A 13,803-nucleotide genomic window follows, 5' to 3' on the forward strand; every position below is an offset into this window, starting at 1 on the left:
CCATCGAATAGACGATGCGCTCTCTCCAATCGGCTCCCCCTGTTGGGCCGGGGGAGCTGTCGAGCGCAGCGAGACTGAGGGGGCTCCCACCCAACACCCTTCCCCCATCGCCCTGAACCGCACCGTCCTCGACCAACTCAATCTCCCCGATCTCACGCGATTCGCCAAATCCTGCCCTTCCAAGGCGCTCACGCTCGAAGGCCGTCCCATGACCGTCGACGAGGTGCTCGACGTCGTCGAACGCGACGAGGTCTTCTTCGACCGTTCCGGCGGCGGACTCACCGTGTCGGGCGGCGAGCCGCTTTCACACCGCACGTTTCTGACGAATCTGCTCGCCGGCGCGCACGCCCGCGGCATCACCACCGCCATCGAGACCTGCGGCTATGCGCCATATCCATCACTGGCGAGCGCCGCCGAACATCTCGACACCATCCTGTTCGACATCAAATCCATGGATTCGGCACGCCATCGCGAATGGACCGGCTTCGGCAACGAACGCATCCTCGATAATTTCTCCCGTCTGTGCGCCGACCATCCCGAGATGCCGAAGCTCGTCCGCACGCCGATCATCCCCGGTTTCAACGATTCACGCGAGGACGTCACGGCGATCATCGATTTTCTGCATGGTCTTGGCGGCCGTGACGCGAACATCACCTATCAGCCGTTGAAATATCATCGTTTCGGCGAGGGAAAATATCATGCGTTGGGCCGCGATTACCCCATGGGCGCGGTCAAGCTTGACGATGGACTGTTTAACGCGATCCGCGACGACGTGCTCGCTTCCGGCCTCGCCGCCGACGCCCTATACCGCGACGACGACTAATCCCGCCAGCAGTTTCGATACCACAGCCTTTCCGCCTCCATTCCGCCCCTGTCTCCCTTCTTCCTCCATTCCGGCTCCCCTGCAAGTTCGAGAATGCATCGGCGGCGCCCCGTTCCCCTTCCGTCTCCCTTCCGGCCCCTCCGCCCCCGGCTCCCCTCATCAATGAGGGGAGCTGTCGCGCATAGCGCGACTGAGGGGAGTCCCAAACACCCACCACACCAAAACTTGAGCCCCCATCACTCAACTTTTTCACTCCCAGCAAAATCCGGGAACACTTCCTGGGAATATCGGTTGGGTGAAGTGAAAGGACAAGGCAGGAGCTCCGGAAGGGGTTCCGAGGACGGCCACGATAAACCGAGCGCCCGCGAGGGGGCCCGGGAAGCCAACCCGCCCTACTCCAAGATTTCAATTCAAGGAGTATTGATTATGGCTATGTTTCCGGCTTTGATGAATGACACGATGTTCTCGGATCTGTTTGACGACCCGTTCTTCGAGGGCTGGCGCTCCGCGGGCAACAACGCCGCGGCGGCAACACCCACGTCGATGATGAGCACGGATGTTCGTGAGACCGACAAGGCGTATGACGTCGATATCGACATGCCGGGCTTCGACAAGAACGACATCAACGTCGAGCTCAACAACGGTTATCTGACCGTTTCCGCCCACAAGGACGAGGACCACGGCGACAAGGATGATTCCGGCAAGTGGCTGCGTCGCGAACGCTACGTCGGCACCTGCTCTCGCAGCTTCTACGTCGGCGAGGACGTGAAGGAATCCGACATCCACGCCTCCTACAAGAACGGCACGCTGTGCCTGGAGGTTCCGAAGATCGAGGCCAAGCCGCAGGTCGAGGCCAAGCACCAGATCGCCATCGAAGGCTGATTCTCCGATTCGCCCTTCGCGTCACGGACTGTTTTCCCCAGAATTCCTGCGGTTGTGCACACAGTGCGTATGATCGCCGGGAATCGGGGATGATCGGAATCCGTTGACGGCGTTGATTTGACGACGTTATTGTGTCGATGTTGATTTGACGACATTGACTAATGTGTATTGACTGATTGCTCCGCCGCCATCTCCGCCCTACGTTCCCTACGCAGACTGGATTGACGGAGACGGCGGGGAAACAAGCCAAGTCAGCAAAAAGGCCGTGGTGATTGTGACGACAACCACCACGGCCTTTTTGTTATTCGCGATCCGCAGATCACGCGGTCCGCCCAGCCCGCGTGATGCCCGGCCCACGTGACGTATCACCTCAGCCCCTCCAAGGCTCACTGGTGGATCGCGGCGTCCACTCGCGCCACCAGATCACGGTATTCACGCGTGGCACGCACCGCCTCGATGTCCTCTGGATGATTCGGATCACGCGGAATGTCGACGGGAATATCCATCAGCACGGTGCCGGGATGCGAGCTCAGCACGATCACACGCGTGCCGAGGAATATGGCCTCGTCCACGCTGTGCGTGATGAAGAACACGGTCTTGCGTCGCTCCTGCCAGATCCGCCGCAATTCCACCTGCAAGTTTTCGCGAGTCAACGCATCAAGCGCGCCGAACGGTTCGTCCATGAGCACGATGTCGGGATCGGCGGCGAGCACGCGGGCTATCTGCGCACGCTGCTGCATACCGCCGGACAGTTCGTACGGCTTGCGGTCTGCCGCGTCGGAAAGTCCCACGATGTGAAGGTACTCTTTGGCGGTCCGCGTTCGCGTCGCCGCATCCACTCCCTGCACCTTCATGCCGAATTCCACGTTGCGCCGCACGTTCAGCCACGGATACAGTTGCGGCTTCTGGAATACGACGCCGCGTTTTGGACTTGGTTTGAGCACGGGCTCCCCGCCGACGAGAATCTCCCCTTCGGTGGGCCGCTCGAATCCGGCGAGCATGTTCAGCAGCGTGGTCTTGCCGCAGCCGGACCTGCCCACGACTGTGATGAAATCATGCTGCCTGATGGTGAAGTTCACGTCATCCAACGCGGTGACGTCCTCGCCACGGTCCGTATGGAACCGTTTGACGACATGACGAATCTCCACATCGGACGGTCGCGAACTCCCCTTATCCGCCAACCCGGTCATATATCCTCCTTTATATACGTCCATATGTTCCGCGTTACGCCCCAAATACACGCCGCTACATGCCGCCATACCCCGACACTACGTGTTGGACTTACCGCTACGTGTCGGATTCCCCGTTGCGTGTTGGACTTTCCCTTACGTGACGGGAACAACAACGTTGCAATTCCAACAAATCCGTTTTTCGCGACCCAACACGTAGCCACAAGTCCGTCACGTAAACGCAAGTCCAGCACGCAACTACACAACGGCCACGGCCACGACGACTAACCGCAGAAACCACGGCGGCCATCACGATCGTAGCCGCAGCCACGGCCACGACTACAACCACTAACCACAGCGGCCAGCTACAACGGGCCGCGCACACGCATGCACCGCCTCACTTCGCGGCCACCTCCTTGATGGCGTCCGCGTGGAACGCCGAATCGTAGCTGCCTTTCACCGAATCCACGCCGGCCTGTGATTTGAGGAACTTGGCGGTTTTGGAGAACACGTCGGGCAGTTGTTCGAAGCTTTTCTCCTGATCGTCGGCCGTGAGATACGAGTATCCCTTGACCTGCGTCCGCACCTGGTCAGGCTTCTCGTTGAGCTGCACGGCGATCGAATCGATGGCAGACGCATCACCGTCACGGACCTGCCCTACGGCATGGTTCTCCACGGCGGTCCATGTTGTGAGCACGTCGGGATTGGCCTTGACGAACGCACTGGTCGCGAGTTCGAGGTCATAGGTGGGCGCACCGGTTTTTGCGGTCTCGGCACTGGACGTCACGGTTTTCCCGCCGCTGGCCTTCAATTCGCCGAGCACCGGGTCCCACACCCATGCGGCGTCGATTTCGCCACGCTGCCAGGCCGCGGGCATCTTGTCGGGGTCGAGGTTCACGAGTTTGACGTCGGAATCGTTCAATCCCGCGTCGGACAATGCCGACAGCAGCGAGAAATGCGACGTCGAGCCGAACGGTACGGCTATCGTCTTGCCCCGCAGATCACGGATCGACGATACGCCGGAATCCCGTGTGACCAACGATTCCGCCTCGCCGATGACGTCGTTGATCCATACGACCTGCACCGGAAGATCCAACGGCGCGCTGACGGCCTTGACCGACGGGCTCGACCCAAGCAGTGCGATGTCCAACGATTTCGCGCCGAACGCCTGAAGAACGTCCGCTCCTGAATTGAATTGGCTCCATTTGATTGTCGCCTTGGGCAGGCAGTTCTCCAGCAGCTTCTGGTCCTTGACGACCAGGTCGGCGTTGGGAATGGCCTGCCAGCCCACACGAATCGTGCCGGTGAAGTCGTTGTTCACGTCGGTCGGGCACGATGATGCCGCGGTGCCGGAATTACCGGCGTTGCTGGTGTTGCCGGCGAGTTCGTCGGCGGTCTTCATCTGCCCGCAGGCCGCCATCGACAGCACGGCCGCCCCCACGGCCAGCATCGACAACGCCTTGCGAGTCACCTCATTCCCCAATCCAAGAGACATGGTTATCCCCCTAGTTATTCCTACTGTTCACAATCTCGCTCCCTCGGACAGGGAACCGGCCTTACGATGCCTCACGTATCCCGGCTCCCTCTGACGAGGGAGGAGCTGTCAGGCAAAGCCTGACTGAGGGAGGGAGAGACGACACCTTGCGTCTCCGCACCGCTCCTATTCCTTGCCCACCCACGGCGTGAGCACGCGGATGACGAGCTGGATCACGCCATCCAGCACCAGCGCCGCCACGCCGATCACGAGGATGCAGGCGATGGTCAGCGGCGTGTTCATTTCGGTGCCGGAAAGATATGCCAAGGCGCCGATGCCGGGGATGCCGTTGTTGAGTTCAGCGGCCACGACGGTGGTCCATGCGAATCCGACCGCCAGACGGATGCCGTTCAGCACCGACGGCAATGCGCTGGGGAACATGACCAGGGCGACGAGTTGCGCCCGGTTGGCGCCGAGCGACAGCGCCGAGTTGATGCGGTCCCGGTTCACGCCTTTGAGACCGTCGATGGTGGCGAGCACAATCGGAGGGAACGCGGCCAGGAACAGCAGCCAGATCTTCGTGGTGTCGCCGATGCCGAACCAGACAATCAGCAGACCGATGTAGCCGAGCGGCGGCAACGCGCGAACGAAGTTGATGTACGGCATGACGAGCCGGTTAAGCCAGCGAACGCCCGACAGCACGAATCCCAGCGCCACGCCCACGCCGATGGCCAGCGCCATGCCCACGCCGATGCGTTCGAGGCTCATGAGCAGATGCTGCCAGAGGAAGTACTGCTGCACACCGCAGACGATTCGCGTCGAACCCGCGGCGATGGGATTGCAGGAGTTGGCGCGCACGAACGCGTCCCATACGGCGCTGGGGCTGGGCAGATACAGCGGGTTGACGAGTCTTGCCGCGGTCACGGCCCACCACGCGGCCACGAACACCAGCAGCGATATCAATCCCTGCACCTTGCCGAAGGACGGCTTCCGTCGTACTGCGGCGTTTCCGTTCTCCGGCGAGGGCGCTATGGAGCGGATGCGCTCCGTCACCTTGCCTACGGGTAGGCTTACTGCGGTCATGGTCTGTCCCCTTCTGTCGTCAATCACCGGCCGTGATATCCCGCGATTCCGCGATATCCACGACGCCGGCGTTCATCACGACGACGATCCGATAATCGGAATTCCCCGGAATTCCCGAAACATACGAACATCATCCGTCTTCCGCATCATGTCGCATCATGCCGTATTCCACGGCATCGCCGGAAGGCTTGCTCTCCACATTAATCCCGCCGGATCGCCCGACCGCCGGTTATGGGGGAAAACGCTTATAGGCTTTCGCTATGACGTATTCCCAATGCCTGATTTCCCTAGTGAACACTGGGTTCCCTGATTATTTTCCGGCCGGCGTTCTCCGCGTATACTTGCCAATCAGTCCACGGCGTACGTGGCTAAATCAATTGTTTTCCTATATTCATATGAGGGGGATTTTCGCATGGGAGAGCTGACCGGCGAACAAGTTGCGCGACTGCACGAGGAATACGTGCTCCAACCGTGGGCCAAACAGGGCGCCCCGGCCACACCGGTCAAACGAGCGGAAGGCATCTACTTCTGGGATTATGACGGCAAGCGTTACGCCGATATGAGTTCGCAGATGGTGTGCTCGAACCTTGGTCATCAGAATCAGGAGGTCGTCGACGCCATCAAACGGCAGGCCGACGAACTGTGCTATGTGGCGCCGAGCTTCGCGGTGGAGCCGCGCGGAAAACTCGCCAGGCTACTGGTCGACATCGCCGGCGCCGACCATTTCCAGCGGGTGTTCTTCACGCTCGGCGGTTCGGACTCCAACGAGAACGCCATCGAGATCGCACGGTTCTACACGGGCCGTCCGAAGATCCTCTCCTGCTATCGTTCGTATCACGGCTCCACGTTGGGTTCGGCGTTCGCCAGTGGAGACTGGCGTCGTTTCGCCTATGAGACCGGCGGCGCGGCACCGTCGTTCGTGCATTTCCTCAATCCGAGCGTATATGAGGACGGTTACGACCGGACCCCGGAGGACGAGGCCCGCTGCACACGGCAGTACCTGCATCAGCTCGAACAGCAGATCGCGTACGAGGGGCCGGAGACGATCGCCGCGGTGCTGATGGAGTCGATCGTCGGCGCGAACGGCGTGCTGATTCCGCCGAAGGGCTACATGGAGGGCGTGGCCGACCTGTGCCGGAAGAACGGCATCCTGCTGATCTGCGACGAGGTGATGGCCGGTTTCGCCCGCTCGGGGAAGATGTTCACATGGCAGAACTTCGATCTCGTTCCCGATCTCATCACGTTCGCCAAGGGTGTGACCGGCGCGATGATCCCGCTCGGCGGCGTGATCGCCAGCAAGGAGATCTCGAAGTTCTTCGAGAGCCATCCGCTGCCGTGCGGACTGACGTATTCCGGGCATCCGCTTGCCTGCGCGGCCGGCGTCGCCGCCACCCAGTACTACCTCGACCACGACATCTGCGCCCATGTGAAGCAGCTTGAGGGCGTGCTGAAGCCGCGTCTTGAGGAGTTCGCCAGTCGTCACGCCGTCGTGGGCGAGGCCCGTTGCATCGGATTGTTCGCCGCCCTGACCCTGGTGAAAGACAAGGGCACGCGCGAGCTGCTGGCGCCATATCACACCGCCAACGGCCGTATGCCCGCGATCTTCGCCGAGCTCAGGCGTCGCGGCTTCTACACGTTCGGCCGTGAATCGAACCTCAATATCTGCCCGCCGCTGATCATCACCGAGGACGAGCTCAACGAACAGCTTGACGTGCTCGATGAGGTCCTTACCTGGGCCGATCACGAGTTCTGCGAGTAGACTCCGCGCGTGTAGTGGCGGCCTGATACACCGGAATCACGCGATAGCCACTCCACTTGGCTCCCCTCCCTGAGGGGAGCCAAGTGGAGTACCGTTCAGCTGTGCAACGGCTGCTTGCGGTCGGGGTACAGTTCCTCCGAAAGGTGGTTGACCGCGCGCGGCACCTCGCCGAAGCCCGCCGAGATCAGCTTCACCTTGCCGGGATAGTTCACCGCGTCGCCGACTCCGTAGATGCCCGGCACCTCGGTCTCCAGATATTCGTTCACCTGCAAATCGCCGCGCTTGACCGGCAGCCCCCAGTCGCGCAGCAGGTGGTTGTCGGACGTGAACCCATAGTTCACGAGCAGCGCGTCGACGTGCAGCGATGGCTGCGCATCGCCCTTCACCTGCGCCAGGTCGATGCGCAGTCCCGCATCCTCGTTCACCACGTCCACGAACTTGTACGGCGTCAGGATCTCCACCGAGGATTCCCTGAGCTGCGCCACGCTGGATTCGAGCGCGCGGAAGTTGTCGCGCCGATGCACGAGCGTCACATGCCCGGCGATCTTCTCAAGTTCCAGCGCCCAGTCGATGGCCGCATCGCCGCCGCCGGCCACGACCACGTTCTTCCCTGCGAAGTCGGCCAGCCTTTTGACGAAGTAGAACACCTTGCTGCCGTCCAGGCCGTCACGGTCGTAGTCGATGGCGAGCGGACGGGGTGCGAACGCGCCGCTGCCGATGGCCACGATCACGCTGCGCGTATGCACGGAACGCTGTTTGGTGGTCAACACGAACGTGCCGTCGTCGAGACGTTCCAGCCCCTGGACCTCCTCGTTCACGTGCACGCCGATGCGGTCGCCGAACGAGTCGATCTGCCGCTGCAGATTGGCGATGAGTTCGGCGCCGGTGCCGGAGACGAATCCGGCGATGTCGTGAATCGGCTTCTCCGGGTACAGCGCCGCCACCTGACCGCCCAGCTGCGGCAGGCTGTCGATCAGCTGCACGTCGAGATTGCGCATGGCCGAGTAGAACGCCGTGAACATGCCGATCGGACCGCCGCCGATCACCACCACGTCGGTCAGTTCATCCTCGACGGTCACGTTGCCGGTATCGCTCATGGTCGGAAATCCCCCAATTGAAATCGTGAAAACGGTTGACGATACGCGTCAGTATACGGATTCATCCCCGCTTTCGAAACGATGCCACATCCCCGCAAATCGTTGATATTCCAACGATTGATAACGACTCACAAATAGAACCGTCACCTCGTTCGGCACCCATGTACCATTATCGACATCCTATAATCGTTGATATTTCAACGTTTTTCGACGTTTTTGGCGTCGTTCGCCCGTTTTGACATCGGTACTTGCGGATTTGTACGCTTCCGTTTGTTACCAGACATCACAGGGATGATCGTCTCACGACGATTCACAGCAGAGGACGGATCGGGGGATATGAGTTATACAGCGACGTGGGCGGATCAGAAGCTGAACGCCAACGAGATCAACAAACTCAAGGAGGACGGCCTTGACGTGTTCAAGGACCTTCCCGAACTGGTGAAGAAGCCGTTCTCCGAGATCGACAAAAGCTATTTCATGTACTTCAAGTACGCCGGTCTGACGGTGCAGAAGCCCCAGGACGAAGGCTACTTCATGATGCGCATCAAGATTCCCGGCGGCCGCATCAACATCAAGCAGGCCGACCATATCGCGTGGATCGGCGAGCATTATGCGCATGGCATCATCGATCTGACCACGCGTCAGGCGGTGCAGTATCATTGGATTCCCTTCGCCGAACTGGTCGACATCTTCGCCGGCATCGAGAACGTGGGATTGACGACGGTCGGCGCCGAAGGCGATATCACGCGCAACGTCATCGACAACACGCTGTCTGGCATCGATCCGGACGAACTGTTCGACACCCGTCAGACCGTGCTCGACGTGTACCGTCGTTTCCAGGGCAACTACGACTACTCCAACCTGCCGCGCAAGTTCAAGATCTCGATCAGCAGCAACCTGTACAACGCCGCCGATGCGGAGATCAACGACCTGGCGTTCGTGCCGGCGACCAAGCGCATCGGCCGTCACACCGTCAAGGGATTCAACGTGAAGGTGGGCGGCGGTCTCGGCATGAAGCCGTATCTGGCCCAGCAGCTCAACATCTTCGTGACGCCCGACCGTGTGGCCGACGTCGCCGAGGTGGTCTGCCGCATCTATCGTGACTACGGCTATCGTCGCAGCCGTTCCAAGGCGAGGCTCAAGTTCCTGGTGAAGGATTGGGGCGTGGAGAAGTTCGAGGACAAGGTCCGCGAATACATGCCCGATCTGCAGACCAAGGGCCGTGACCGGACCAAGGGCTGGAACAACGGCAACGCGCTCGGCATCCACCGCCAGCTACAGAAGGACTACTACTATGTCGGCGTCTCCGTGCCCTCCGGGCGCATCACCGCCGACGACTTCAAGGCGCTGGTGGACGTGGCCCGCGAATACGGCCGGGACGAGATCCGCTTCGACCACTGCCAGAACATGATCATCCCGTGGATTCCCGCGGACAGGATCAAGGAGGTCGAGGCTCTGCCGATCTTCGAACGGTTCTCGCTGCATCCGCATCTCATCGCCGACTATGGCAACACATGCACGGGCGCGGAATACTGCAATCTGGCCAACACGCTCACCAAGTCCATTTTCAAGCCGCTGGTGGAGGAGCTTGACAATCGTTTCTCGTTCGACAGCCCGTTGAACGTGACGATGACCGGCTGCGGCAACAACTGCGCGCATCGTTCCATCGCCGACATCGGCATCGAGGGCGTGCACGCCCGCACGCCCGACCGTCAGCACGTGCCGGGATTCAAGCTGTCGGTGGGCGGCAGCCTGGTGAACGGCGGCCATTTCAACGAACAGTTGAAGGGCACGTTCTCTCAGCAGCAGCTGGCCGACTCCATCTCGTCGCTGCTGGCCGATTACCGCGACAACCACGAGGGCTCGGAAACGTTCTACGAGTACTACACCCGCAAGGGCACCGACCATTTCCAGGAAGTTTTGAACAATTACACCGCAACCCTACCCGCAACGGAGGTACTGAAATAATGAGCACCAAGATCATCTTCACCAGCGCGACTGGCAACACCAAGGAGGCCGTCGAGCTTCTGGAGGAAGCCCTTCAGGACCTCGATCAGGACGTCGAGGTGTTCGACGCCGAGGACGGCGTGGAGGTCGACGAGTTCTTCGACGACGATGACGCCAACTATGTCGTGGCCAGCTGGAGCGACGGCGACAACGGCGAGGTGCCGGGCGGCATCGTGGACTTCTACGACGATCTGGACGGCTACGATCTTTCCGGCAAGAAGGTCGCCGTGCTGGGCACTGGCGATACCAGCTACCCGCACTTCTGCGCCGCCGTGGACATCTTCGCGAAGCTGCTGAAGGAGGATGGTGCCGAGCTTGTCGCCGAGCCGCTGAAGATCGAGCTCGCCCCCGACGACGACGCCATCGAGAAGATCAAGGACCTCGCCAAGACCCTCGCCGCCTGATCTCGATTCAAAGGAGCTTCCCATGTCCACCGGCTATCTCTACGTGCTGCATGGTCGCCGAGGTAAGATTCCCGAGTCGAATCTCGATCTGCTGGGTGATTTCATCCGGGATGCCGGTCAGAATGGTCGTATCGCGTTCCTGGAGGGCGAGGAGCAGACGTTGGAAGACGGCATCCGTGCGCTGCAGGCCGATAACGATCGTCTGGTCATCGTGCCGGTGTTGCTGTATTCGGCCACACATATGCGTTGGGATATTCCAAAGCGCACACGCGCGGTCATCGATCCGCATGTCACGCTTGAGGTCACGGAACCGCTGGCCACGACTCATGCCGTGCATGATTATCTGCTGAATCTGCTGGGAAACGCGGTGAAGGAGCATCCGGGACGCAAGGTGCTTCTGGTGGCTCACGGCACGCCGCATTTCCCAGAACCGTTCGAGCAGCTGACAGAGCTTGCCGAGGATATCGAGCGGCGTATCGGCGTACCGATCATCTGCACGAATCATATCGGTTCGCCGCGCATCGAGGATACGTTGGCGCATCCTGAGGCTCAGGGACCGTTGATCGTCGAACGCTTGTTCCTGACCGATGGCCGTCTGGCGAACAAGATCAAGGCCCGCGTGGAGGCGTTGAACGACGACACCGTGTTCCTTCCCACGATGGAGGACGATCCGGTCATCGTCGACGCCATCAAGGAGCGTCTCGCCGAACTATAGCACCTTCCGGCGCTTCCTCTGATTGTACCCAGCTGCTGTAGCGGTCTTTCAGCTTTCTGGTAGCGCCTCCCCCGGTTCTCCGGCAACGCCTCCCTGCTCTCCAGCAGGTGAAAGCCGCCTCTTCCCTCTGGCTCCCCCGTTCAGGGGGAGCTGTCGGCGAAGCCAACGGAGGGGGTCCACGTCCCCAACTCAGGAAGTATACCACCAAACGGTAGTGTCTTCCCCTGCTCCTTATAGGCGAAAGCCGGTCCCTTCCTCTCCGGCTCCCCCTTTCAGGGGGAGCTGTCGGCGAAGCCGACTGAGGGGGTCCACGTCCCCGACAAGTGCCATCACATGGAATAATGGTGTTCATGACCGATTCCCATACCGATTCCTCCAATGGCGGCACATTGAGCCCCGAGGCCCGCGATATCGTGGAAGGTATCGATGCCTTCGATGCGAAAGTGACCGATATGCGTAAGAATTTCGAGGCGGATCCCGATGATGCGATCGACAAAATCGTCAAGCTTGCTTTTCCTGCGGCCGCCGGTTTTGCGGCGAGCAAGGCATTGGAGATGATGTGGAACCACGGTACGCCCAAACATGCCCCGAAGGTGGGTCTTCTCCGCGGGATGGTCAATTCGGCCGTGTTTGCGGGGCTCTCCGCCGCCGTGGGCGCGATGGTGTCACAGGCCAGCGAGCGTGGTTCGCAGGCCTTGGTGAATCGTCGTCACCGCAAACGCTGAAGCATTACCACGACGGATGTTCCCCATATCGTTCTTACCGGGTCGCGTCATGCCGACGCCAGTTCGCTGATGACGGATACGCGTACGCAATCCATCGTGTTTCTGAGACAATGTTCATATGACAAACACTTATGATTTGCATAATCTGACCATTGAGACGTTGTTGAATCGGCGTTCCATTCGTGCGTTCGCCGACGAGGAGATTCCTGCCGACGTCGTCGCCACGTTGGAGACCGTGGCCCAGCATGCGGCTTCCAGTCAGTATCTCAACGACTGGTCGGCCATTCGTATCACCGATTCCAAGGTTGCTGCGCGGCTGGCCGAGATCGGCGGACAGCCGTATATCGCCGAAGCGCCATTGCTGTATGTTTTCGTGTTGGATGAGCATCGTAATGCCTCGATCGCCGCCGCAAAGGGCGTGGACGTGGATTCCGATGCGTTCACGCTGAATGGCAGCTACCGGTATTCGCAGGCACAGAACGATGCCGTTCTGGCGTTGCATGCCATGGAGACCGCGGCGTATTCGCTGGGCCTTGGATGTGTGATTCTGGGGTCGTTGCTGAACGATGTGGACGCATTGATCGATCTGCTGAAGCTGCCCAAGCTTACATATCCGGTGTTGGGTCTGGCGATTGGCAGGCCGGCGCAGGAGCCGGCATTGAAGCCTCGTATGCCACGCAACATCCAGTTCTTTGAAAACGCTTATCCCCAGAGTTCCGAGGATATGTTGACAACCATCGCCGATTTCGACGGGGTTGTGCATCAGTATTATGATCTGCGGAATACGGACCGTCCTGTGGACGCGTTCAGCGATCAGATCGCCGGTAATGCCGTGGCTGATATGACCGGCCGCACAGTCGGCAAGCCTGCCGCCCGTCAAGGCTTCCGTCTGGATAGGTAGTCCGTTCCCGCTATCACGCCAGTAGCCGCCCGATCATAGCCCCTTTCTCGTGGGAGGAAGAGGTATATGTTTCTCAACCGTAAGCAGCGAAAGCATTTGATATGCTTTGCAATCAAATGCTGGAGCGAGGCCGAACGGCCTTGAGTGTGTTGAGAAACATATGCCTCTTTCGACCCAGAGCACTAACTTATGTCCGTCAGCGGCGTCGTGGCTTGTAGCCTTTTTTGCGTGAGTGCGGTTTGATCTGCTGGTTCAGTGGCACATGCACCCATGAGTTTTCCGGCGAATGGCTGGTGAGATGCCATGCGCCGCAGTATTGGCAGCGGTACACCCAGAGTTGTGCACCGCGTTCGATGAAACTTTGTTCCGCCGCGTGTTCCGCCTGCGCTTTATCGTGATACATGATTTTCGACGAGGTAGCACAACGCTTTGGAGTGAAAAAATGCATATACGCTATGGTAGCGAAGCTTCTGGAAGTGATTCCGCCGTATATACGTATATATAAGAGAACCGTATATATGAGAACAATATATACGTGGAGAAGAGTGTCACAACAGCGCGTTCTGCTAGTTCACTTTTCTTACGCGATTGTGCGTGTGTTCCGCGTGGGGGAAGCTGTCGAATGATAAGGGGGAAAGGCTGGTGCCTCCACTCCGATCCGGTGGCGGCACCAGCCCGGAAAACAGGAAGGGGCCGTCCCGGCTGGGGCGGTCCCTTTCCTTGGTAAGAGTGTGATTGCGGCGGCGTGCTACTCTCCCACACTC

Annotated in this window: 13 protein-coding genes; 8 read left to right on the plus strand and 5 right to left on the minus strand. The window is 59.9% G+C overall.

Annotated features, from left to right (window positions below; genetic code table 11):
• Both DF200_RS09855 and DF200_RS09860 read left to right on the plus strand, forming a co-directional pair.
• The coding region (locus tag DF200_RS09855; protein ID WP_146192068.1) for a glycyl-radical enzyme activating protein at positions 1-823 on the plus strand (823 nt) is incomplete at its 5' end.
• Between the two features lie 426 nt (positions 824-1,249).
• A complete protein-coding gene (locus tag DF200_RS09860) occupies positions 1,250-1,705 on the plus strand; it encodes an Hsp20/alpha crystallin family protein (RefSeq protein ID WP_109138102.1) in 456 nt (151 codons plus the stop codon).
• A 386-nt stretch (positions 1,706-2,091) separates the two neighbouring features.
• Here the strand turns inward: DF200_RS09860 and DF200_RS09865 are convergent, their stop codons facing one another.
• The 3 genes from DF200_RS09865 to DF200_RS09875 all read right to left on the minus strand — a co-directional run bounded on the left by DF200_RS09865 (position 2,092) and on the right by DF200_RS09875 (position 5,431).
• Complete coding sequence (locus DF200_RS09865) at positions 2,092-2,895, minus strand: ABC transporter ATP-binding protein (RefSeq protein ID WP_109138103.1); 804 nt, start codon at positions 2,893-2,895, stop codon at positions 2,092-2,094.
• Positions 2,896-3,271: 376 nt separating this feature from the next.
• A complete protein-coding gene (locus DF200_RS09870; RefSeq protein WP_109138104.1) occupies positions 3,272-4,369 on the minus strand; it encodes a taurine ABC transporter substrate-binding protein in 1,098 nt (365 codons plus the stop codon).
• 165 nt (positions 4,370-4,534) lie between these two features.
• A complete protein-coding gene (locus DF200_RS09875; RefSeq protein ID WP_109138105.1) occupies positions 4,535-5,431 on the minus strand; it encodes an ABC transporter permease in 897 nt (298 codons plus the stop codon).
• Positions 5,432-5,843: 412 nt separating this feature from the next.
• Here DF200_RS09875 and DF200_RS09880 point away from each other — a divergent pair, with 412 nt between their 5' ends.
• Positions 5,844-7,190, plus strand: coding sequence for an aminotransferase class III-fold pyridoxal phosphate-dependent enzyme (locus DF200_RS09880; RefSeq protein WP_109138106.1), 1,347 nt, complete (start codon positions 5,844-5,846; stop codon positions 7,188-7,190).
• A gap of 95 nt (positions 7,191-7,285) precedes the next feature.
• On the opposite strand, the gene DF200_RS09885 is transcribed toward DF200_RS09880, so the two are convergent.
• Entirely contained in the window at positions 7,286-8,287 is a 1,002-nt protein-coding gene (locus DF200_RS09885) for an NAD(P)/FAD-dependent oxidoreductase (RefSeq protein ID WP_206603441.1), read from the minus strand.
• Positions 8,288-8,623: 336 nt separating this feature from the next.
• On the opposite strand from DF200_RS09885, the gene DF200_RS09890 reads away from it, so the two are divergent.
• The 5 genes from DF200_RS09890 (at position 8,624) to DF200_RS09910 (ending at position 13,039) form a co-directional block, all read left to right on the plus strand.
• Complete coding sequence (locus tag DF200_RS09890; RefSeq protein ID WP_109138107.1) at positions 8,624-10,255, plus strand: nitrite/sulfite reductase; 1,632 nt, start codon at positions 8,624-8,626, stop codon at positions 10,253-10,255.
• Positions 10,255-10,698: a flavodoxin domain-containing protein gene (locus DF200_RS09895; RefSeq protein WP_109138108.1), complete on the plus strand. Its 444-nt coding sequence runs from the start codon at positions 10,255-10,257 to the stop codon at positions 10,696-10,698. Before DF200_RS09890 ends, DF200_RS09895 begins: the two co-directional genes overlap by 1 nt.
• Before the next feature lie 22 nt (positions 10,699-10,720).
• The gene (locus DF200_RS09900; RefSeq protein WP_109138109.1) at positions 10,721-11,413 is read left to right on the plus strand and encodes a sirohydrochlorin chelatase; all 693 of its coding nucleotides are present in this window, start codon (positions 10,721-10,723) and stop codon (positions 11,411-11,413) included.
• Between the two features lie 350 nt (positions 11,414-11,763).
• A complete protein-coding gene (locus DF200_RS09905) occupies positions 11,764-12,138 on the plus strand; it encodes a DUF4235 domain-containing protein (RefSeq protein WP_158275844.1) in 375 nt (124 codons plus the stop codon).
• Between the two features lie 118 nt (positions 12,139-12,256).
• The gene (locus DF200_RS09910; protein WP_109138111.1) at positions 12,257-13,039 is read left to right on the plus strand and encodes a nitroreductase family protein; all 783 of its coding nucleotides are present in this window, start codon (positions 12,257-12,259) and stop codon (positions 13,037-13,039) included.
• A 196-nt stretch (positions 13,040-13,235) separates the two neighbouring features.
• Here the strand turns inward: DF200_RS09910 and DF200_RS09915 are convergent, their stop codons facing one another.
• On the minus strand, positions 13,236-13,487 hold the full coding sequence (locus DF200_RS09915) for a hypothetical protein (protein WP_109138112.1): 252 nt from the start codon (positions 13,485-13,487) through the stop codon (positions 13,236-13,238).
• Positions 13,488-13,803: the final 316 nt, after the last annotated feature.

Source organism: Bifidobacterium catulorum (assembly GCF_003129925.1).
GTDB lineage: Bacteria > Actinomycetota > Actinomycetes > Actinomycetales > Bifidobacteriaceae > Galliscardovia > Galliscardovia catulorum.

Coding starts and splice junctions, on each gene's coding strand:
- DF200_RS09860 (WP_109138102.1), top strand. CDS start 1,250: ATGGCTATGTTTCCGGCTTTGATGAATGACACGATGTTCTCGGATCTG.
- DF200_RS09865 (WP_109138103.1), bottom strand. CDS start 2,895: ATGACCGGGTTGGCGGATAAGGGGAGTTCGCGACCGTCCGATGTGGAG.
- DF200_RS09870 (WP_109138104.1), bottom strand. CDS start 4,369: ATGTCTCTTGGATTGGGGAATGAGGTGACTCGCAAGGCGTTGTCGATG.
- DF200_RS09875 (WP_109138105.1), bottom strand. CDS start 5,431: ATGACCGCAGTAAGCCTACCCGTAGGCAAGGTGACGGAGCGCATCCGC.
- DF200_RS09880 (WP_109138106.1), top strand. CDS start 5,844: ATGGGAGAGCTGACCGGCGAACAAGTTGCGCGACTGCACGAGGAATAC.
- DF200_RS09885 (WP_206603441.1), bottom strand. CDS start 8,287: ATGAGCGATACCGGCAACGTGACCGTCGAGGATGAACTGACCGACGTG.
- DF200_RS09890 (WP_109138107.1), top strand. CDS start 8,624: ATGAGTTATACAGCGACGTGGGCGGATCAGAAGCTGAACGCCAACGAG.
- DF200_RS09895 (WP_109138108.1), top strand. CDS start 10,255: ATGAGCACCAAGATCATCTTCACCAGCGCGACTGGCAACACCAAGGAG.
- DF200_RS09900 (WP_109138109.1), top strand. CDS start 10,721: ATGTCCACCGGCTATCTCTACGTGCTGCATGGTCGCCGAGGTAAGATT.
- DF200_RS09905 (WP_158275844.1), top strand. CDS start 11,764: ATGACCGATTCCCATACCGATTCCTCCAATGGCGGCACATTGAGCCCC.
- DF200_RS09910 (WP_109138111.1), top strand. CDS start 12,257: ATGACAAACACTTATGATTTGCATAATCTGACCATTGAGACGTTGTTG.
- DF200_RS09915 (WP_109138112.1), bottom strand. CDS start 13,487: ATGCATTTTTTCACTCCAAAGCGTTGTGCTACCTCGTCGAAAATCATG.